Here is a 19,232-nt window from a genome sequence, read left to right on the forward strand (position 1 = left end):
ACATTCTTGGGGGAATCGAAGTGAAGCGTCGAATCGCAGCAATTCTTCCCGCCGTCGCCATGGCGGCATTGGCCATTCCGGTCGTCGCGTCCACGCCGGCGGCGGCCCACGCCGCCTGTGGCACCGGTGCCTCGGACAAGGACGGCTCGGCGTGGGGCAACTACGCCAACGGCGCCAACGAGCGCAGCGGGTCCAGCACCGGGTGCGTCAGCAAGGGCATCGCCTACAACAACGACCAGCTGAACTACTTCTGCTACACCGTCGGCAACGACGGCTACACATGGACCTATCTGCACAACCGCTCCGACAACGTGTACGGCTGGATCCGTGACGACCTGCTGAGCAACGGCGGCAGCTACGTCCCGTGCTGACGCCGCCCCGGCCGCGCTGAGCGCGCCCGGGACCTGACGAACGGAGCACGCCGGGGGCGGTCCCGAACGGGACCGCCCCCGGCCCCGCTCAGGTGCCGGCCAGCGCCTCCGTCGGCGACAGCCGGCTCGCCCGGACCGCGGGATACAGCCCCGCGATCACGCCGATGACCAGTGTCGAGCCGACGCCCGCCGCGCTCGCCCAGACGGGGACGACCGTCGGCCAGTCGCGGCTGACGGCGTATCCGGCGGTGATCAGCGTCCCCAGGACCGTCCCGCCGAGGCCGCCGATCAGCGTCAGCAGCAGGGACTCCGTGACGAACTGGGTCCGGATCTGCCCCCTGGTCGCTCCCAGGGCCCGGCGCAGGCCGATCTCCGGGCGCCGCTCCAGGACCGAGATCACCATGGTGTTGCCGACACCGACGCCGCCGACGAGCAGGGCCACCCCGCCGAGGCCGAGGAGCAGGCCGGTCAGGGCCGACTCGGTGGCCTCGCGGGCCGCCAGCGCGTCCGACGGGCGCGAGATCCGCACCTCGCCGGGCTTCGCCGGGTGGGCCGTCGCCGCCAGCACCGCCCGCACCGCCGCGACCTGGCTGTCCTCCGCCCGGACGTACACGGTCGACGGATGCCCGTCGAAGCGGAGGTACGTCCCGGCGGCCGGCCAGCCGACCAGCGCGGCGCTGTCGAGTTCCGGCGCGAGCGGTACGGGGTCGAGCACGCCGATCAGCGAGAACCAGCGGCCCCCGATCCAGAGCCGGATCCCCGGGGTGTACACGTCGAGGCGCTGTGCCGCGGTCGCCCCGAGCACGACGGCCGGGTAGTCCTCCGTCGCGCCGTCCAGCCAGCGGCCCCTGCGGACGTGCCCGCCGACGGCGGGCAGGAGGCCGGAGCCCGCGGCGAGCACGTCGAGGGAGCCGGTGCGGCCCAGGGAGATGCGGTCGTTGCGGTAGACCCGGGCGCCGGTCGCGCCGGTGGCGGCGACCTGCCGCACGGGCGGGACGCGCCGGATCATGGCCACGGACTCCGGCGGCAGCTCGGCCGCGTCCCCGGAGAGCGTCTCGCCGGGCGCGACCCGCAGCAGGTTGGTGCCGAGCGCGTCCAGCCGCCGGTCCACCTCCGCCTGTCCGGAGCCGGAGATGCCGACCACGGCGATCATGGCGGCCACGCCGATGGCGATGCCGAGCGCGGACAGGAAGACCCGCAGCGGCCTGGTCCGCAGACCGGTGCCGCCGAGCCGGACGACGTCCGCGGGGCGGAGCCGCGCGGCGCGCAGCGGGGACCGCGACGGCGGGCCGGCCGGGGTCGCCGGCCCCTGTCCGGCCGCCTCGGCGGGGACGCCCGTCACCGTGGTGCCCCGATCGTCGCGCCGTGCGCCGTGTCGGCGACGACCCGGCCGTCGCGCATCTCGATGCGACGGGGCAGCTCGGCGGCGATCTCGCGGTCGTGGGTGATGACGACGACCGTGGTGCCGGCGGCGTGCAGTTCCCGCAGCAGGGCGAGGACGGCCGCCCCCGAGGCGGAGTCGAGGTTGCCGGTGGGTTCGTCGGCGAGCAGGACGGCCGGTTCCCCGACGACGGCGCGGGCCACCGCGACGCGCTGGCGCTCGCCGCCGGAGAGCTGGTGCGGCAGATGGTGCATCCGGTGGCGCAGGCCCACCCGTTCCAGCGCGGCCGACGCCCTGGCGCGGCGGCGGCGCATCGGCACGCCCGCGTACAGCAGGCCGTCCGCCACCGCGTCGAGGACCGGGACCCCGACCGCGAGGTGGAACTGCTGGAAGACGAAGCCGATCCGGGTGGCGCGCAGGGCGGAGACCTCCCGGTCGGACAGGGCCGCCACGTCGTGACCGTCGACCAGGACGCGCCCGGTGGACGGCCGGTCGAGGCTGCCCATCAGGTTCAGCATGCTGGACTTGCCCGAGCCGGAGGGGCCGACGATCGCCACCAGTTCACCGCGCCCGATGCGCAGGCTCACGTCCCGTACGGCCGCCACACCGCCGGGGTAGGTCCTGCCGACCGCGTCGAACTCCACCACCGTGTCGCACCCCGTGGCCGCGGTCATTCGGGGATCCTCACCTTCATGCCCTCGCGGACGGCCGGACCTGCGACCTCGACCCTGCCGTCGGCGAACAGACCGGTCCTGACGGTCACGAACCGGCCGTCCGCGGTCTCCAGGCCGTGCCCGCCCTCGGCGAGGGCGACCAGGGCGGACACCGGGACGCTCAGCACCTTCGCGACCTCCCGCCCGACGTACTCGACGGTCACCGGGCCGCTCTCCCAACGCCCCGCGGACTTCTGGTCCTTGATGCCTACGGTGACCGGCACCGTGGCCGGCCGTTCCGCGCCTCCGCCGTCCCCGCCACCCCCCTCGGGCGCGGTCGCCTGCCTGCCGACGGACACCACCTCGCCCTTGACCGCGGCGCCGTCGGGCAGCTTGACGGTGACGGCCGCCCCGCGCAGGGCCCAGGCGGCGTCCGTGGCGGAGGCGTCGACGACCACCTTCCGGGCCGTACCGGTGTACGTCAGGGTGTTCTCCCCGACGGCCTGGCCGAGCCGGGTGCCGGCCGGGCCGATCCGGACCCGGCCGGCCGCGTACACGACGTCGCCCACGCCGACCGTGCCGGTCCGGGGCAGCCCGAGCGTCTTCTGCCAGCGCTTGACGGCCTCGGCGGTGCCGCGGGTGAACGTCTCGTCCACGGTGAAGCCGGTGTAGCCGAGGGCGGCCAGGTTGGTCTCGAACTGCATGACGTCCATGCCTCTCGTCACGCGGGGCGCCGTGCTTCCCGCGCCGGTCCCGCCTGCCGTCCCCCGGTCACCGGCGCCCCCCGGCGCCGGTGACCCCGAGGGGGTCGGGGACGTGCCCTTCCCCTCGTTCCGCCCGCCGTCGTCCGCCGGCCGGCCGGCCGGGGCCTCGCCGTCCTCCTCCTGCGGGGCGAGTCCGAGGTCGCGGTACATCGGGAGGGCCCCGTACAGCAGGGTCACCGGCCGGTCGTCGACCCGCAGCAGCTCGTCGCCGCGCTCGGCCGTCGTGCCGGCCTCGGGCAGCCAGGTCACGGTGCCCTGCGCCTTGATCGGCAGCGGCAGTTCCGCGCCGAAGCCCAACCGGCCGTCCACCGAGGTGCGTTCGGTCAGGGTGGTCCTCGTCACCGGCACCAGGGAGCCCGCCCGGGGCGGGGCGCCCGGGCCCTCGGCCCCGCCCCCGCCGAGTCCGAGCGCTCCGGCGGCGGCGACCGCCGCCACGACGACCACGGCCGTCCCGATCAGCACCGCCCGCCGGCGGTACCGGCCGCGCGGCGGCGGGGCCGGCGGAGCGGCCGCCCCGACCGCGTCGGCGGCCTGCGTCACCGTCTCCGTCATCGTCAGCCCTTGGCCGGCGGCGGGTCGGTCGGGTCGCCGTTGATCGGCGCGCAGATCCGCGTCGCGCGTCGCGCGCCGGCCGAGGTCTGGTTCCACTCGGCGCCCGAGGAGCCGCCCCAGTCGCCGTCCGGGCCGGGGTCGGGGAAGTCCGGTGCGCCGTTCTTCTGCATGCAGGCGGCGTAGTCCCGCCTGGTCCTGAGCTGCTCGGGGGTCAGCTTGGGATTGTCGGCCTTCTCCAGGCTCTCGGGAACGGCCGGCGCCAGCGAGGCGCACTTCCGGGAGGCCGTGATGAACTTCGGGTTCTTCTTCAGGGTGAGCGCGTTGCCGCCGGTGCCGTAGTCGATCCGGCCCCGGGCGTCCGGGTCGGGCAGGTCGACGCCGTTCTCCCGCATGCACGTCACGTACGCGCGCTGGCCGTCCACGTAGGCGGCGATCTCGTCCTTGCCGCCCGCGCCGTCCTTCCCGCCGGTGGCCCCCGACGACGCGGACGATCCGCCGCCGTCGGCCGTCGGCACCTTCGCCGCGCCGTCGTCACCGCCGCAGCCGGTCAGCGCGAACGCCACGACCGAGGCCGCCGCGGCCAGCAGTACCCGGTTCGTCCTCATCGGTTCTCCCGCTCGTCCCGCCTCGCCCGGCCGCGGGTGCGGCGGGCGGATCGAACGTAGGCCGGGAGCGATGAAGAACCTTTGAAGAACCTGTCACCTGATCATGCGCTCCGAGAGCGCCCGGGGGTGTCCCGCCGGTCCGGCCGTCAGGGCGCCTCGCGCAGCCTCCGGTCGAGCGCCATCGAGAGCTCGGCCTCCACGACGCTCTTCGCCAGCGGGCGCAGCCGCTCGACGTCCTTCTCCTCGGCGTGGGCGCGCAGCAGGTCCGTGAAGAGCGCGGCCAGCGCGTCCGCGTGCTCGCGGACCCGGCCGCCCGCCTCCAGGACCGCGGCCAGTGGGACGCCCTCCCTGACGAGCGCGGCCGAGACGTCCAGCAGCCGGCGGCTGATGTGGATGATCTCCTCGCCGTCGGTCGCGAGGTAGCCGAGGTCGAGCGCGGCGGCGAGGTTCTCGGGGGTGACCTCGCCGGCGAAGTGGTCGGCGAGTTCCTCCGGGGTGAGCCGGACGGGCTCCTCCTCGGTGGGTTCGCCCAGGCTCAGCACCTCGCCGACGTCCCGGCCGCTCTCGAAGGCGGCCGTGAGGTCGGCGATGCCGTTGAGGGTGTGGCCGCGCTCCAGCAGGGCGGCGATCGTGCGGAGCCGGGCCAGGTGGTGCTCGTCGTACCAGGCGATCCGGCCCTCGCGGCGGGGCGGCGGGATGAGGCCGCGTTCGCGGTAGAAGCGCAGGGTGCGCACGGTGATGCCGGCCTCGGAGGCCAGTTCCTCCATGCGGTACTCACGGACGCCGGATGCCGGGTCGGCCGGGCCCGACCGGCCGGCGCGGTCCGTTCCGCCTGCCCGGCCGGGCTGCCCCGCCGTTCGTCCCGCCACCTGATCCGTCACGTGATCCGATCCTTCCGCCACGCCGCCAGCCTATGTTGTACCGCCGGTAACTTTCCCTCGTCGTACCCCTACCGCTCGGTATGGAGCTGCTCTACTCTCCCAATCGTGCCAGTGATTGCTGGCGGAGTCCTGGGTGCGGCGGAGGCGGCATGACGAACCACGGGCATGTGCGGGTGGCGGTGATCGGATCGGGCTTCGGTGGCCTCGGCGCGGCGGTCAGGCTGCGGCGCGAGGGGATCACCGACTTCGTCGTTCTGGAGCGGGCGGACTCCGTCGGCGGCACCTGGCGGGACAACAGCTATCCCGGCTGCGCCTGCGACGTCCCCTCGCACCTCTACTCCTTCTCCTTCGCGCCGAACGCCGACTGGCCGCGGACCTTCTCCGGACAGAAGCACATCCGCGCCTATCTGGAGCACGTCACCGACACCTTCCGGCTCCGTCCGCACCTGCGGCTCGGCCACGAGGTGCTGATGATGCGCTGGGACTCCGCCGAACTGCGCTGGGAGATCGAGACCTCCCGCGGCGACTTCACCGCCGACGTCGTCGTCTCCGCGACCGGCCCGCTCTCCGACCCGAAGATCCCGGAGATCCCCGGCCTCGCGGACTTCCCGGGCAAGGTCTTCCACTCGGCCCGCTGGGACCACGACTACGACCTCACCGGCAAGCGCGTCGCCATGGTCGGCACCGGCGCCTCCGCCATCCAGATCGTGCCCGCGATCCAGCCCCGGGTCGGCTCGCTCACCCTCTTCCAGCGCACGCCCCCGTGGGTCATGCCGCGCATGGACCGCGCCATCACCGGCCCCGAGCGCTGGCTGCACCGCAAGCTGCCGGCGACCGGCACGCTGCGCCGCGGACTGCTCTGGGGCATCCGTGAGCTCCAGGTGAGCGCCTTCACCAAGCGCCCGACCGAGCTCGGCCTGGTCGAGTCGCTCGCGAAGGCCAACATGGCCAAGGCGATCAAGGACCCGGTGCTGCGGGCCAAACTGACCCCGTCGTACCGCATCGGCTGCAAGCGGATCCTGCTGTCCAGCGAGTACTACCCGGCGGTCGCCCGGCCCAACGTGGACGTCGTCGCCTCCGGGCTGCGCGAGATCCGCGGCAGCACGCTCGTCGCCGCCGACGGTACCGAGACCGAGGTCGACGCGATCGTCTTCGGCACCGGCTTCCACGTCACCGACATGCCGATCGCCGAGCGGGTCGTCGGCGCCGAGGGGCGCACGCTCGCGGAGACCTGGAAGGACGGCATGGAGTCGCTGCGCGGCGCCACCGCCGCCGGCTTCCCCAACTGGATGACGATCATCGGCCCCAACACGGGCCTCGGGAACTCCTCCATGATCCTGATGATCGAGTCCCAGCTGAACTACCTGGCGGACTACATGCGCCAGCTCGACGTCCTCGGCGGCCGCGCCGCCCTGGCCGCCCGTCCCTCCGCCGTCGGCGCCTGGAACCGCAAGGTGCAGTCCCGGATGGAGCGCACGGTCTGGAAGGCCGGCGGCTGCGACAGCTGGTACCTCGACGCCAACGGCCGGAACACCACGCTGTGGCCCGGCACCACGGGCGAGTTCCGGCGCGAGACCAGGCAGGTCGACCTCGCGGAGTACGAGGTGCTGCGCGCCCCCGCCGCCGAGGAGAAGGCCGGGCCCGCGCCGCGCACCGCCAAGAAGAAGGAGACGGTCAAGTGAGCCGGCCGACCGGCGGGGGACCCGTCGCACCGCAGCCCGTGCGCGAACTGACCGCCGTCTCGGCCGACGGCTCGCGGATCCACGTCGAGGTGTTCGGGCCGGAGGGCGCCCCGGCCGTCGTCCTCGCGCACGGCTGGACCTGCTCGATCGCCTTCTGGGCCGAGCAGATACGCGACCTGTCCGCCGACCACCGGGTCATCGCCTACGACCAGCGCGGCCACGGCCGTACGCCCCAGGTCGGCCGGTCCGGCTACTCGACCACGGCCCTCGCCGACGACCTCGAGGCCGTACTCGCCGCGACCCTCGCGCCCGGCGAGAAGGCGGTCCTGGCGGGGCACTCCATGGGCGGCATGACGATCATGGCCGCCGCGGACCGCCCCGGCCTGCGGGACCACGCCGCCGCCGTGCTGCTGTGCTCCACCGGCCCCGCCCGGCTGGTGGCCGAGTCCCTCGTGGTGCCCATCCGGCCGGGCGGCCTGCGAAGCCGGCTGACCCGGGGGATCCTGGGAGCCAGGGCGCCGCTCGGACCGGTCACGCCGATCTCCCGGAAGGTCCTCAAGTACGCCACGATGGGCCCGGGTTCGGCACCGGAACGGGTCGACGCCTGTGCCCGGATCGTGCACGCCTGCCCGCGCCCGGCCCGGGTGGCCTGGTCGCACGTCCTGGCGGAGCTCGACCTGGAGGCGGGCCTGGCGGGCCTGACACAGCCGGTGGCCGTGCTCGTCGGCGCGGCGGACCGGCTGACCCCGCCCGTGCACGCGCGCACGATCGCGGCGGCACTGCCCCGCTGCGTGGGCCTCGTCGAACTGGCGGGCATGGGCCACATGACACCGGTGGAGGCCCCGGAGGCCGTCACCGGGCAGATCCGCGAACTGACCGTCACGTACCTGGGTGTGAAGGAGGACGCATGAGCAGGGTGAGCCTGGAGGGGCAGGTCGCGGTCGTCACGGGCGCGGCCCGCGGTGTCGGCGAGCTCCTCGCCCGCAAGCTCTCCGCGCGCGGCGCGCGGATCGCGCTCGTGGGCCTGGAGCCCGAGGAGCTGAAGCAGGTCGCCGCGCGGCTGCACACCGAGGCCGACTGGTGGCACGCGGACGTCACCGACCACGTGGCGATGGCCCGGGTCGCGGAGGAGGTCAAGGAGCGCTTCGGCAAGGTCGACATCGTCGTCGCCAACGCGGGCGTCGCCGCCGGCGGCCCGTTCGTGGACTCCGACCCGGTGGCCTGGCGACGCGTCATCGAGGTCAACCTGATCGGCGGGGCGGTGACCGGCCGCGCCTTCCTGCCGGTCCTCATGGAGTCCCGCGGCTACTTCCTGCAGATCGCCTCCCTGGCGGCGATCACGCCCGCACCGATGATGACGGCGTACTGCGCCTCGAAGTCGGGAGTCGAGGCCTTCGCCCACAGCCTGCGCGCGGAGGTCGGATACAAGGGGGTGCGGGTCGGCGTCGGCTACCTGTCCTGGACCGACACCGACATGGTGCGCGGCGCGGACCAGGACGACGTCATGAAGGAGCTGCGCTCCCGGCTCCCCTGGCCGGCGAACCGGACCTACCCGCTGGGCCCGGCCGTGGACCGGATCGTTGCGGGCATCGAGCGGCGCTCGGCGCACGTCTACGCGCAGTGGTGGCTGCGGGGGATGCAGTCGGTACGCGGCTACCTCCCGGGGCTCATCGCCACCGTCGGGCAGCGCGAGATGAAGCGCTTCGAACCGCGGCTCTCCGGTGTGTCCAAGGGCCTGGTGGGCGCCGGCGGAGCGGCCGACGAGGACGCCCGCTCGCTGGGGCGGCGCTCCGCGACTACCGAGGGTGCCTGATCGAAATGCGTGGAATGTTCTGCCGTGCCACGCTGGTCGAGGCCCAAGGGGCGCCACGCCCCGTACCCCTCACACAGGAGTGAACCTTCATGGGCAAGGCAGACCAGTTCAGGGACAAGGCGCAGGACCTCGCCGACCGGGCGAGGGCGAAGACGGGCAACGCGAAGGACGAGGCGTCCGAGCGTGCCTCCCAGGCCAAGGCCCGCTCCGACGAGGAGCGCCGGGCCCAGATGGAGGCGCAGGACCGCTTCGACCAGGACTACGACGCCTGACGTCTGTCCGCTGAGGAAGGCGCACCCGGGACGCCGGGTGCGCCTTCGCGGCGTCCGGGGCCGGACGCGCGCCGTCCGCGCCCGGCCGCCTGACGAAATCCGGGTGCCCTCCGTCCCGGGCGGCGCGTACGGTGCCGGCATGCCCGGACTGGAGTCGCTGCGCCCCGACCACGCCCCCGCCCTGCTCGCCTTCGAGCGGGAGAACCGGGCCTGGTTCGCCGCTTCCGTGCCCGACCGCGGGGACGCGTACTTCGAGGAGTTCGAGGAGCGGCACCGGGCGCTGCTCGACGAGCAGGAGACCGGCGCGATCCTCTTCCACGTGCTGGTGGGCAACGACGGGGAGATCCTCGGGCGGTTCAACCTCGTCGACGTGGCCGACGGGTCGGCCGAACTCGGCTACCGGGTCGCCCGGAAGGCCGCCGGGCGGGGCGTGGCCACGGCGGGCGTGCGGGAGGTGTGCCGGCTCGCCGCCCGGGTCCACGGGCTGCGGACGATCCGGGCCGCGACCACCCTCGACAACGCGGGCTCGCGGGCGGTGCTCGCCCGGACGGGGTTCGTGCCCGTCGGGGAGGAGACGTTCGACGGGCGGCCCGGCCTCTCCTACGTGCTGGACCTCGGCGGCAGCTTCGGGCGCGAACGGTCGGGCACCGAGTCGTAGTTCGGTGGACTGGCCGCGGGGGTCTCCGCCAGCAGCGACAGGGCCAGTTCGACGGCGTCGTCCAGCTGCGCGTGGCGGCCCTCGGCCCAGTCCAGCGGGGTGCGCAGGATCGCCAGGTCCGGCTCGACGCCGTGGTTCTCGACCGACCAGCCGTACTCGGGGAACCAGGCGGCGTTCATCGGCACCGTGATCTGCGTGCCGTCACCCAGCCGGTGACGTCCCGTCATGCCGACGACGCCGCCCCAGGTGCGCTGTCCCACCACCGGGCCGAGACCGAGCAGCTTGAACGCGACCGTGATCATGTCGCCGTCGGAGGACGTGGCCTCGTCGGCGAGGGCGACGACCGGACCGCGCGGGGCGTTCGAGGCGTAACTGACGGGCTGGGCGTTGCGGGTGAGGTCCCAGCCCAGGATCCTTCGGGTGAGCTTCTCGACGACCAGCTCGCTGATGTGGCCGCCCGCGTTGCCGCGCACGTCCACGATCAGCGCCGGCCGGGAGACCTCCATCCGGAGGTCGCGGTTGAACTGCGCCCAGCCCGAGCCGCCCATGTCCGGGATGTGCAGGTAGCCGCACTTGCCGCCGCTGACCTCCCGGACCACCGCGCGCCGCTTGGCCACCCAGTCCTGGTAGCGCAGCGGCCGGTCGTCGACCAGCGGCACGACGGCGACCCGGCGCGCCGGGCCCTCGCCCTCCGCCGGCCGGAAGGTCAGCTCGACCGTCGTGCCGCCGGAGGATGCCAGCAGCGGGTACGGGCCGCACACCGGGTCCACCGGACGGCCGTCGACGTGCGTGAGGACCGCGCCCTCCCGGATGCCGGTACCGGCCAGCGGCGAGCGGGCCTTGGAGTCGGAGGAGTCGCCGGGCAGGATCCGCTTGACCGTCCAGCCGTCGTCGCGGTGCACCAGGTTCGCGCCCAGCAGCCCCATCGGCCGCTGGTAGTGCGGCGGCCCCTCGTTGCGGCGGGCGGGCGTGACGTACGCGTGCGAGGTGCCCAGTTCGCCCATGACCTCGCGCAGGAGGTCGGCGAACTCGTCGGGTGAGGAGACCCGTTCGACCAGCGGGCGGTACTGGTCCAGCACCGCGGGCCAGTCGACCCCGCCCAGGTCGGGCTCCCAGAAGTAGGCGCGGACGATCCGGCCGGACTCGTCGAAGGCCTGGCGCCACTCCGCCTCCGGCTGGACCTCGTGCAGGATCCGCCGCAGGTCGATGTAGACGGTCGAGTCGCTGTCGCCCGGCTCCGTCGACGGCACGGCCCGCAGCTCGCCCTCGTCGGCCACCACGAGCCGTGAGCCGTCGCCGCTGACCGCGAACCAGTCGAGGTGCTGGACGAGCTCCGTCTTGCGGGCCTTCGTGATGGTGAAGTGCTCCAGGGTGGGGCGGCCCGAGGTGTCGGAGGGGTTGGCGAAGGTCTCGCCGAGCGCGCCCGAGATCGGCCAGCGCAGCCAGACCAGCCCGCCGCCGCCGACCGGGTGCAGCGCCGAGTACTTGGAGGCCGACACGGGGAACGGTGTCACCCGGCTCTCCAGCCCCTCGACCTCCACCGTCACCGTGCCGTCGCCCTCGTCGGCGTCCTCGACCGGGTCCAGCCCGCCCGCCGCCGGGCGGCCGTCCGGCAGCAGCGCGAAGGGGGAGGGCGTCGCCGAGGACAGCGGTACGAGATAGGGGCGGCAGCCCAGCGGGAAGGACAGGTCGCCGGTGTGCACGTCGTAGACCGGGTCGAAGCCCCGCCAGGAGAGGAAGGCGAGATAGCGGCCGTCGCGGGTGAACACCGGGTTCTCGTCCTCGAACCGGCCGTTGGTGACGTCGACGATGATCCGGGCCCCAGGCCCCGTGATCCGGGCCATCTTGATCTGGCGCAGGGAGCGGCCGATGAACGGATGGGACCAGGTCAGCCAGCACCCGTCGGGGGAGAAGGCGAGGTCGCGGACGGGGCCGTTGATCGAGCGGATCAGCTCGGTGACCTCGCCGCCGGACTCCTCGGTGGCGTCGATGAGCAGCAGCCGGCCGTCGTTGGAGGCGATGGCGAGGCGCTCGCCGTCCGGGTCGGAGACCAGCTCCTCGACCCGGCCCAGCTCACCGGAGGCGAGCCGGCGCGGCGGCCGGTCGCCGCTGGCGCGCGGGAGGTAGGCGACCTCGACGGCGTCCTCGCCGTCGGCGTCGGTGACGTACGCGATCTGGCCGCCGCTGCCCAGCATCTCGGGCAGGCGCACCCGGACGCCCGGGGTGTCGGCGATGGTCCGGGCGGGTCCGTCGCGGTGCGTGAGCCAGTACAGGCTGCCGCGTACGGAGACCGCGCTGGCCCGTCCCGTCTCGTCGACCGAGAGCGCGTCCACGTGATGGGCGGCCGGGACCTGGTAGGGGCGGCGGCCGGCGCGCGGGCCGCCGAGCCGGACGTCCAGCTTGCGCGGTGCGGCGTCGGGGAGGGTCAGGTCCTCGACCATCCACAGGTCGCCCGCGCACTGGTAGACCACCCGGCGGCCGTCGCTGGAGGCGTGCCGGGCGTAGAAGGCGTCGTGGTCGGTGTGGCGGCGCAGGTCCGTGCCGTCGGGCAGGCAGGAGTAGAGGTTGCCGATGCCCTCGTGATCGGAGAGGAAGGCGATCCTGCCGGCCACGAACATCGGCGCGTCGAGGTGGCCTCCGAGGTCCGGCAGCAGCCGCTCGCCGTGCAGCCAGAGGCGGCCGGTCGCCCCGCCCCGGTAGCGCTTCCAGGCGGCCGGCTCGTGCGGCGGCTTGCCGGTGAGCAGCAGGGTGCGCCGCTCGCCGTCGAGGTCGGCGACGGCGATGTCGGACACCGGCCCCCAGGGCATCCGGCCGCCGGGGGAGCCGTCGGTCGGGACGGTGTAGGCCCAGGAGTAGTACGAGAACGGCTGGCCGTGCGACGAGACGGCGAGGATGTCGCCGTCGGGCGACCAGCCGCAGACCCGGGTGTCCGTCGAGCCCCAGTAGCCGAGCCGGCGGGAGGGGCCGCCCTCGACCGGGGCGAGATGGATCTCGGGGTCGAGGCTGCGCCAGCTCGTGTAGGCGATCTGACGTCCGTCGGCCGAGAAGCGCGGATGGCCGACCCGGGTGCGGTCGACCGTGATGCGCCAAGCCCGGCCCGGACTCCGCCCCTCGGGGGCGAGGGGCGCGACCCAGAGATCGTCCTCGGCCGCGAAGCACAACAGGTCGTCGTGGAGGTGCGGGAAGCGGAGATACGCGACGTCGTCACTCACTCCCCAATGCTTTCCGCGGGGAGGGGGTGCGGCAACTCGGGAACGCGAATCTTTCGGGCGGAGTTCCGGCTTCCGCGCCCGGACGGTGTGGGCTGCGACACGTACGAAACGGTTTCGTTTCGTTGGGGGCGCGGGTATCTTCGTACTGTACGAAACCGTTTCGTTCGGAAGGAGGGCCGGACATGGCCCGCAGCAGGCTCACCCCTGAGCGTGAGGCCGAGCTGTACGAAGCCGTGCTCGACCTTCTGCGCGAGGTCGGCTACGACGCCCTCACCATGGACGCCGTCGCCACCCGTACCCGCTCCAGCAAGGCCACCCTCTACCGCCAGTGGGGGAGCAAGGCCGAGCTCGTCGCCAGGGCCCTGCGCCACAACAAGCCCGTCAGTCTCGCCGAGATCGACAGCGGCAGCCTGCGCGGCGACTTCCACGCGATGCTGGAACTGACCGACGACTGCCAGATGGAGAAGGACTCCGCGCTGATGCGGGGCCTGGCCCATGCCGTCCACAACAACCCCGAACTGCTCCAGGCGCTGCGCGAGCTGCTCATCGAACCCGAGATGACCGGCCTCGACGAGGTGCTGAGGCGAGCGGTGGACCGGGGCGAGATCAGTGCCGACAACCCGGCCCTGCGACTCGTGCCCCACATGCTGATCGGGGCGTTCATCGCCCGCCCGCTGATCGAGGACCAGCCGGTCGACCACGCCTTCCTCAGTGGTTACCTCGACGCCGTCGTGCTCCCCGCACTGGGCGTCTGACCGGGGATCCCCCCGGACCGGCACCGTCCCGACGCCGAGGTGCCCCCCTCACCCGGCGTCCGGCACCCCTGAAGCCCGCAGTACCTGACGTCGCACCGCTCACGCCGTCGGGCCGGCTCCCCATGCCCCTGTCCCACTCACCAAATGGGAGTACGCCCCCGTGGCCACGTTCCTCTACAAGCTGGGTCGCTCCGCCTACCGGCGCCGACGGCTCGTCGCCCTGCTCTGGGTGGCGCTGCTCGCGCTCGCCGGAGCCGGCGCCGCGTCCGCGCCCGCCGCGACCTCCAGCTCCTTCTCGATACCCGGCACCGAGGCCCAGAAGGCCTTCGACCTCCTGGAGCAGCGCTTCCCCGGCGGCAACGCCGACGGGGCCACCGCCCGTGTCGTCTTCAAGGCCCCCGAAGGCCAGAAGATGACCGACCCGGCCAACAAGGCCAAGGTCCAGGACGTGGTCGGCGAGCTGAAGTCCGGCTCCGACCAGGTCGCCTCGGTCACCGACCCGTACACCGCCCAGGCGGTCTCCCGGGACGGCTCGACCGCCTACGTCTCCGTCAGCTACAAGCTCTCCGGCATGGAGCTGAGCGACGCGACGCGCGAGGCCCTGCAGAAGACCGGGCACGACGCGCAGGGCCAGGGGCTGACCGTCGAGATCGGCGGTGACGCGCTCCAGACCATGCCCGAGACCGGCGCCGGCGAGATCGTCGGCGTGGTGATCGCCGGCATCGTGCTCGTCATCACCTTCGGTTCGCTGGTCGCCGCCGGACTGCCGCTGCTGACCGCGATCATCGGCGTCGGCATCGGCGTCTCCTCGATCACTGCGCTCGCCAGTGTCCTCGACCTCGGCTCCACCACCTCCACCCTCGCGATGATGATCGGCCTCGCCGTCGGCATCGACTACGCCCTCTTCATCGTCTCCCGCTACCGCGCGGAGCTCGCCGACGGCCGGGAACGCGAGGACGCCGCGGGCCGCGCGGTCGGCACGGCCGGCTCGGCCGTCGTCTTCGCCGGGCTGACCGTGGTCATCGCTCTCGTCGGCCTCGCCGTCGTCAACATCCCGATGCTGACGAAGATGGGCTTCGCCGCTGCCGGCACGGTCGTGATCGCCGTCTTGATCGCGCTCACCCTGATCCCGGCCCTGCTCGGCTTCGCCGGCTCCAAGGTCGTGGGCCGCAAGGAGCGCAAGGGGCTGAAGAAGGCCGACGACAAGCCCAACATGGGCACCCGCTGGGCGCGGTTCGTCATCCGCCGCCCGGTCATGGTCCTGCTCGTCGGCGTCCTCGGCCTCGGCGCGATCGCCCTGCCCGCCGCCTCGTTGGAGATGGGCCTGCCGGACGACGGCGCCAAGCCCGCCTCCGCCACCGAGCGCCGGGCGTACGACCTGCTGTCGGACGGGTTCGGTCCCGGGTTCAACGGCCCGCTGATGGTCGTCGTCGACGGTGACAAGGCCGCGGCCGACTCCACCGTCTCGACGATCAAGGGCCTGGACGGCGTCGTCGCCGTCACCCCGCCGACGCCGAACAAGTCCGGCGACACCGCGATGATCACCGTGATCCCGAAGGACCGCCCCTCCTCGGTGGAGACCGAGAACCTGGTCCACGAGATCCGGGCCTCGACCGGCGACGACGTCCTGGTCACCGGCGCGACCGCGATGAACATCGACTTCTCGCAGAAGATGAACGACGCGCTCGTGCCCTACCTGGCACTGGTCGTCGGCCTCGCCTTCCTGCTCCTGATGCTGGTGTTCCGCTCGATCCTGGTCCCGCTGAAGGCGGCCCTCGGCTTCCTGCTCTCGGTGGTCGCGGCCCTCGGCGCGGTCGTCGCGGTCTTCCAGTGGGGCTGGCTCGGCTCGCTGTTCGGGGTCGAGCAGACCGGCCCGATCATGTCGATGATGCCGATCTTCATGGTCGGCGTGGTCTTCGGTCTCGCCATGGACTACGAGGTCTTCCTCGTCACCCGGATGCGAGAGGCGTACGTCCACGGGGAGCGCCCCGGCGAGACGATCGTGACCGGCTTCCGGCACAGCGCCCGGGTGGTCACGGCCGCCGCCGTGATCATGATCGCGGTCTTCTCCGGCTTCATCGGCATGACCGACCAGATGATCAAGATGATCGGCTTCGGTCTCGCCGTCGCCGTCCTCTTCGACGCGTTCGTGGTCCGTATGGCGATCGTGCCCGCGGTGCTCGCCCTGCTGTCCCACAAGGCGTGGTGGCTGCCGAAGTGGCTCGACCGGATCCTGCCGAACGTGGACGTGGAGGGTGAGGCCCTGGCCGCCCCCGCCGACTCCCCGCAGGACGCGGACCCCGACGCGGGACGCAGGCTCGTGAAGGTCTGATCCCGCCCCGGCTCCGGGGCCGCGAACGAGCGGTCGCGCCCCGGATCGCGCCGGGACCCGTGGGGACGGGGTACCGACGCGGCCTTACGCCGTCATCGTGTCGTGGTCGACGCGGTGACGGCGTAGGTGTGCCGCAGGAAGCGCAGCAGGGCGGTCGTGTCGAACTGGACGACGGCGACGCCGTGCGCCGTGTGGAACTCGACGACCGTCTGCACCCGGCCGCAGGGCCAGACGCCGATGTCCCCGCGGCGGGCGGGCGCGCGCATCCCCGATTCGAGGAGGGCGCGGGGGAAGGACCACTCGATGTTGCCGGGAAAGGCGAAGCGCACGGTGGCGGGCTCGGCGTCGGGGTCGTAGCGCAGGGCGACCGGGACGGGCCGCGAGAGGGGGGCGTCGGTGATGATCCGGCCTTTGGCGTGATCTTCGACGGCGTGGTCATCCGCAGGGTGCATCGGCCGACTCCTCGCGCTTGGCGCTTTCATTACCTAATGTCCCATATTCTCCAGCTTTCGCGCGGCGCACTTCTGTCGAGCGTGCGCTCTTGCAAGCTCTTTGCAGGTAGCGCCTATCATCAGTGCCGTGCATGTACCTGACGGATTCATCAACGCCCCTGTCTCGGTCGCCGCCGGAGTCGTCGCCGCGGGCGCCGTCGCCGTCAGCCTGCGCGGAGCCCGCCGCGAGCTGGACGAGCGCACGGCTCCGCTCGCCGGCCTGGTCGCGGCCTTCATCTTCGCGGTCCAGATGCTGAACTTCCCGGTCGCCGCCGGGACCAGCGGACACCTGCTCGGCGGCGCGCTCGCCGCGATCCTCGTCGGCCCGTACACAGGCGTGCTCTGCATAGCCGTCGTGCTGCTGATGCAGGGCATCCTCTTCGCGGACGGCGGCCTGACCGCGCTCGGCGTGAACATCACCGTCATGGGCGTCGTCACGGTCGTGGTCGCGTACGCGCTCTTCCGCGGTCTCGTCCTCGTCCTGCCGCGCACCCGCCGCTCGGCGGCGGTCGCCTCCTTCGTCGCCGCGCTCGTCTCCGTGCCGGCCGCGGCCGCCGCCTTCACCCTCGTCTACGCGATCGGCGGCACCACCGACGTCCCGATCCCGCAGGTACTGACCGCCATGATCGGCGTGCACGTCCTCATCGGCATCGGCGAGGCCGTGATCACCATGCTGACCGTCGGCGCGGTCATCGCCGTCCGCCCCGACCTGGTCCACGGCGCCCGCGGCCTGAGCGCCCCGCTCAAGCTGCGCGTCGGCGGTGAGCTCGTCGACGCCGCACCGGTCCGCGAGACCGCGCCCGCCGGCGGCCCCGCGCCGCGCAAGCTGTGGCTCGGCGGCCTGGTCACCGCCCTCCTGCTGGCCGGTTTCGTCTCCTTCTACGCCTCCGCCAGCCCGGACGGCCTGGAGAAGGTCGCCGCCGACAAGGGCATCGACAAGAAGGTCGAGGAGCACGCCGCCGCCGACTCCCCGCTCGCCGACTACGGGATCAAGGGCATCGAGGCCCCCCGGCTCTCCGGCGGCCTCGCGGGCGTGATCGGCGTGGGCGGCACCCTCGCCGTCGGCTCCGGCGCGTTCTGGGCCGTCAAGCGCCGTCGCGCCTCCCACGCGCCGACCGGGGCGCAGGTCTGAGATGGGGGCAGGGCACGCGCACAAGCTGTACCGGCGGGGAGACTCGCCGGTCCACGCCCTGCCGCCGCACGTCAAGCTGGCGGCGGTCTTCGCCTTCGTGGTGGTCGTGGTCTGCACGTCCCGCGAGGCGGTCTGGGCCTTCGGCCTCTACGCCCTGCTCCTCGCCGGGGTGGCGGCGTGGGCCCGGGTGCCGGCCGGTTTCGTGCTGCGCCGGTTGGTGATCGAGATCCCGTTCGTGGCGTTCGCGTTCCTGATGCCCTTCGTGGTCCCCGGTGAGCGGGTCGAGTTCCTCGGTCTCTCCCTGTCCGTCCAGGGCCTCTGGGGCGCCTGGAACGTCCTGGCCAAGGGGACCCTGGGCGTCGCCGCCTCCGTCCTGCTCGCCGCCACGACCGAGCTGCGCTCCCTGCTGCTCGGCCTCCAGCGGCTCAGGCTCCCGCCGCTGCTGGTCCAGATCGCGTCCTTCATGCTCCGCTACGGCGACGTGATCTCGGACGAGATGCGCCGGATGTCGATCGCCCGGCGCTCGCGCGGCTTCGAGGCGAAAGGCGTCCGCCACTGGGGCGTCCTCGCCAAGTCCGCCGGCGCGCTCTTCATCCGTTCCTACGAGCGGGGCGAACGCGTCCACCTCGCCATGGTCAGCCGCGGATACGCGGGGTCCATGCCGGTCATCGACGAGGTGACCGCCTCCCGGGCGCAGTGGGCGCGGGCCGCCGCCCTCCCGCTCGCCGCTCTCGTGATCTGCCTTCTCGGATGGACCCTATGACCTTCCCGTCGACACCCCCCGCCCCCGGCTCCCCCTCGCTGGAGGTGCGCGGCCTCGCGTACGCCTACCCGGACGGCCACCAGGCGCTCTTCGGCGTGGACCTGACCGTCGGACGGGGCGAGCGGGTCGCCCTGCTCGGCCCGAACGGCGCCGGCAAGACCACCCTCGTGCTCCATCTCAACGGCATCCTCACCGGCGGCGCCGGCACGGTCGCCGTCGCCGGGCTGCCGGTCGAGAAGCGGAACCTCGCGGAGATCCGTCGCCGGGTCGGCATCGTCTTCCAGGACCCGGACGACCAGCTCTTCATGCCGACCGTGCGCGAGGACGTCGCCTTCGGTCCCGCCGCGGCGGGGATCCGCGGCGCGGAGCTGGACTCCGTCGTCCGCACGGCGCTCGAACGGGTCGGCATGGCGGAGTTCGCCGACCGGCCGCCGCACCACCTGTCCTTCGGGCAGCGGCGGAGGGTGGCGGTGGCGACCGTGCTCGCGATGGAGCCGGAGATCCTCGTCCTGGACGAGCCGTCCTCCAACCTCGACCCGGCCTCGCGCCGCGAGCTCGCCGACATCCTGCGTTCGCTGGACGTCACCGTCCTGATGGTCACGCACGACCTGCCCTACGCCCTGGAGCTCTGCCCGCGCTCGGTGATCCTCAGCGACGGGGTGATCGCGGGCGACGGGCCGACCAGGGACGTGCTGAGCGACGCCGAGCTGATGCGGCGCCACCGGCTGGAGCTGCCCTTCGGCTTCTCCCCGCAGTCGGTCTGAGCCTTCGGCCCCTCCGGGGTCCGGACGGCGGGGGACCCCCGCCGGGTCGCCGCCCGAGGCCCGTGGGCTCTCGCTACCCCTGGGTAACGTGGAGTCGCTCCGTCCGATATCTTGTGCACAATCCATTTGTGCACTCCTTACTTACGGGGGC

18 protein-coding genes are annotated in these 19,232 nt (G+C 73.2%); 11 read left to right on the forward strand and 7 right to left on the reverse strand.

The features are described 5' to 3' along the window. Positions 1-20 precede the first annotated feature (20 nt). Entirely contained in the window at positions 21-371 is a 351-nt protein-coding gene (locus ACGFZF_RS23830; RefSeq protein ID WP_393557083.1) for an SH3 domain-containing protein, read from the forward strand. An 88-nt stretch (positions 372-459) separates the two neighbouring features. Here ACGFZF_RS23830 and ACGFZF_RS23835 read toward each other — a convergent pair whose 3' ends face one another. The 5 genes from ACGFZF_RS23835 to ACGFZF_RS23855 form a co-directional block, all read right to left on the reverse strand. Further along, complete coding sequence (locus ACGFZF_RS23835; protein ID WP_393557306.1) at positions 460-1,641, reverse strand: ABC transporter permease; 1,182 nt, start codon at positions 1,639-1,641, stop codon at positions 460-462. 68 nt (positions 1,642-1,709) lie between these two features. Further along, the gene (locus ACGFZF_RS23840; RefSeq protein ID WP_393557085.1) at positions 1,710-2,426 is read right to left on the reverse strand and encodes an ABC transporter ATP-binding protein; all 717 of its coding nucleotides are present in this window, start codon (positions 2,424-2,426) and stop codon (positions 1,710-1,712) included. Further along, the gene (locus ACGFZF_RS23845; RefSeq protein ID WP_393557087.1) at positions 2,423-3,721 is read right to left on the reverse strand and encodes a peptidoglycan-binding protein; all 1,299 of its coding nucleotides are present in this window, start codon (positions 3,719-3,721) and stop codon (positions 2,423-2,425) included. Before ACGFZF_RS23845 ends, ACGFZF_RS23840 begins: the two co-directional genes overlap by 4 nt. Before the next feature lie 2 nt (positions 3,722-3,723). After that, complete coding sequence (locus tag ACGFZF_RS23850) at positions 3,724-4,326, reverse strand: hypothetical protein (RefSeq protein WP_393557089.1); 603 nt, start codon at positions 4,324-4,326, stop codon at positions 3,724-3,726. Positions 4,327-4,472: 146 nt separating this feature from the next. After that, a complete protein-coding gene (locus ACGFZF_RS23855; RefSeq protein ID WP_147979331.1) occupies positions 4,473-5,093 on the reverse strand; it encodes a MerR family transcriptional regulator in 621 nt (206 codons plus the stop codon). Positions 5,094-5,356: 263 nt separating this feature from the next. On the opposite strand from ACGFZF_RS23855, the gene ACGFZF_RS23860 reads away from it, so the two are divergent. From ACGFZF_RS23860 to ACGFZF_RS23880, 5 genes are all read left to right on the forward strand, one after another. Next, positions 5,357-6,889, forward strand: a complete 1,533-nt coding sequence (locus ACGFZF_RS23860; protein ID WP_393557091.1) for a flavin-containing monooxygenase — start codon at positions 5,357-5,359, stop codon at positions 6,887-6,889. Continuing rightward, positions 6,886-7,800, forward strand: a complete 915-nt coding sequence (locus ACGFZF_RS23865; RefSeq protein ID WP_393557093.1) for an alpha/beta fold hydrolase — start codon at positions 6,886-6,888, stop codon at positions 7,798-7,800. The genes ACGFZF_RS23860 and ACGFZF_RS23865 overlap by 4 nt, the downstream gene beginning before the upstream one ends. Beyond that, positions 7,797-8,702, forward strand: a complete 906-nt coding sequence (locus ACGFZF_RS23870) for an SDR family oxidoreductase (protein ID WP_393557095.1) — start codon at positions 7,797-7,799, stop codon at positions 8,700-8,702. Before ACGFZF_RS23865 ends, ACGFZF_RS23870 begins: the two co-directional genes overlap by 4 nt. An 89-nt stretch (positions 8,703-8,791) precedes the next feature. Beyond that, positions 8,792-8,974, forward strand: a complete 183-nt coding sequence (locus ACGFZF_RS23875) for a hypothetical protein (protein ID WP_393557097.1) — start codon at positions 8,792-8,794, stop codon at positions 8,972-8,974. 139 nt (positions 8,975-9,113) lie between these two features. Next, positions 9,114-9,632 (forward strand): GNAT family N-acetyltransferase, encoded by a 519-nt coding sequence (locus tag ACGFZF_RS23880; protein ID WP_393557099.1) that lies wholly within the window; start codon positions 9,114-9,116, stop codon positions 9,630-9,632. Here the strand turns inward: ACGFZF_RS23880 and ACGFZF_RS23885 are convergent. After that, positions 9,575-12,844: a S41 family peptidase gene (locus ACGFZF_RS23885; protein ID WP_393557101.1), complete on the reverse strand. Its 3,270-nt coding sequence runs from the start codon at positions 12,842-12,844 to the stop codon at positions 9,575-9,577. The two genes, ACGFZF_RS23880 and ACGFZF_RS23885, sit on opposite strands and share 58 nt — an antisense overlap. Positions 12,845-13,026: 182 nt before the next feature. Between ACGFZF_RS23885 and ACGFZF_RS23890 the strand changes: the two genes are divergently transcribed. Then, positions 13,027-13,599: a TetR/AcrR family transcriptional regulator gene (locus ACGFZF_RS23890; protein ID WP_393557102.1), complete on the forward strand. Its 573-nt coding sequence runs from the start codon at positions 13,027-13,029 to the stop codon at positions 13,597-13,599. Between the two features lie 160 nt (positions 13,600-13,759). Then, a complete protein-coding gene (locus ACGFZF_RS23895) occupies positions 13,760-15,931 on the forward strand; it encodes an MMPL family transporter (protein WP_393557103.1) in 2,172 nt (723 codons plus the stop codon). A gap of 92 nt (positions 15,932-16,023) precedes the next feature. Here ACGFZF_RS23895 and ACGFZF_RS23900 read toward each other — a convergent pair whose 3' ends face one another. Continuing rightward, complete coding sequence (locus ACGFZF_RS23900; RefSeq protein ID WP_356602950.1) at positions 16,024-16,383, reverse strand: SsgA family sporulation/cell division regulator; 360 nt, start codon at positions 16,381-16,383, stop codon at positions 16,024-16,026. Between the two features lie 127 nt (positions 16,384-16,510). On the opposite strand from ACGFZF_RS23900, the gene ACGFZF_RS23905 reads away from it, so the two are divergent. Genes ACGFZF_RS23905 through ACGFZF_RS23915 form a run of 3 tightly spaced genes read left to right on the forward strand, consistent with a single transcriptional unit; the run spans position 16,511 to position 19,081 of the window. Next, the gene (locus ACGFZF_RS23905) at positions 16,511-17,554 is read left to right on the forward strand and encodes an energy-coupling factor ABC transporter permease (RefSeq protein WP_393557106.1); all 1,044 of its coding nucleotides are present in this window, start codon (positions 16,511-16,513) and stop codon (positions 17,552-17,554) included. A gap of 1 nt (position 17,555) precedes the next feature. Beyond that, positions 17,556-18,317: a cobalt ECF transporter T component CbiQ gene (gene cbiQ / locus ACGFZF_RS23910; protein WP_356602954.1), complete on the forward strand. Its 762-nt coding sequence runs from the start codon at positions 17,556-17,558 to the stop codon at positions 18,315-18,317. Further along, entirely contained in the window at positions 18,314-19,081 is a 768-nt protein-coding gene (locus tag ACGFZF_RS23915) for an energy-coupling factor ABC transporter ATP-binding protein (protein WP_393557108.1), read from the forward strand. The genes cbiQ and ACGFZF_RS23915 overlap by 4 nt, the downstream gene beginning before the upstream one ends. The last annotated feature ends 151 nt before the right edge of the window (positions 19,082-19,232 follow it).

Origin of the sequence: Streptomyces sp. NPDC048338 (genome assembly GCF_043201055.1) — a bacterium.
Taxonomy (GTDB): Bacteria; Actinomycetota; Actinomycetes; order Streptomycetales; family Streptomycetaceae; genus Streptomyces.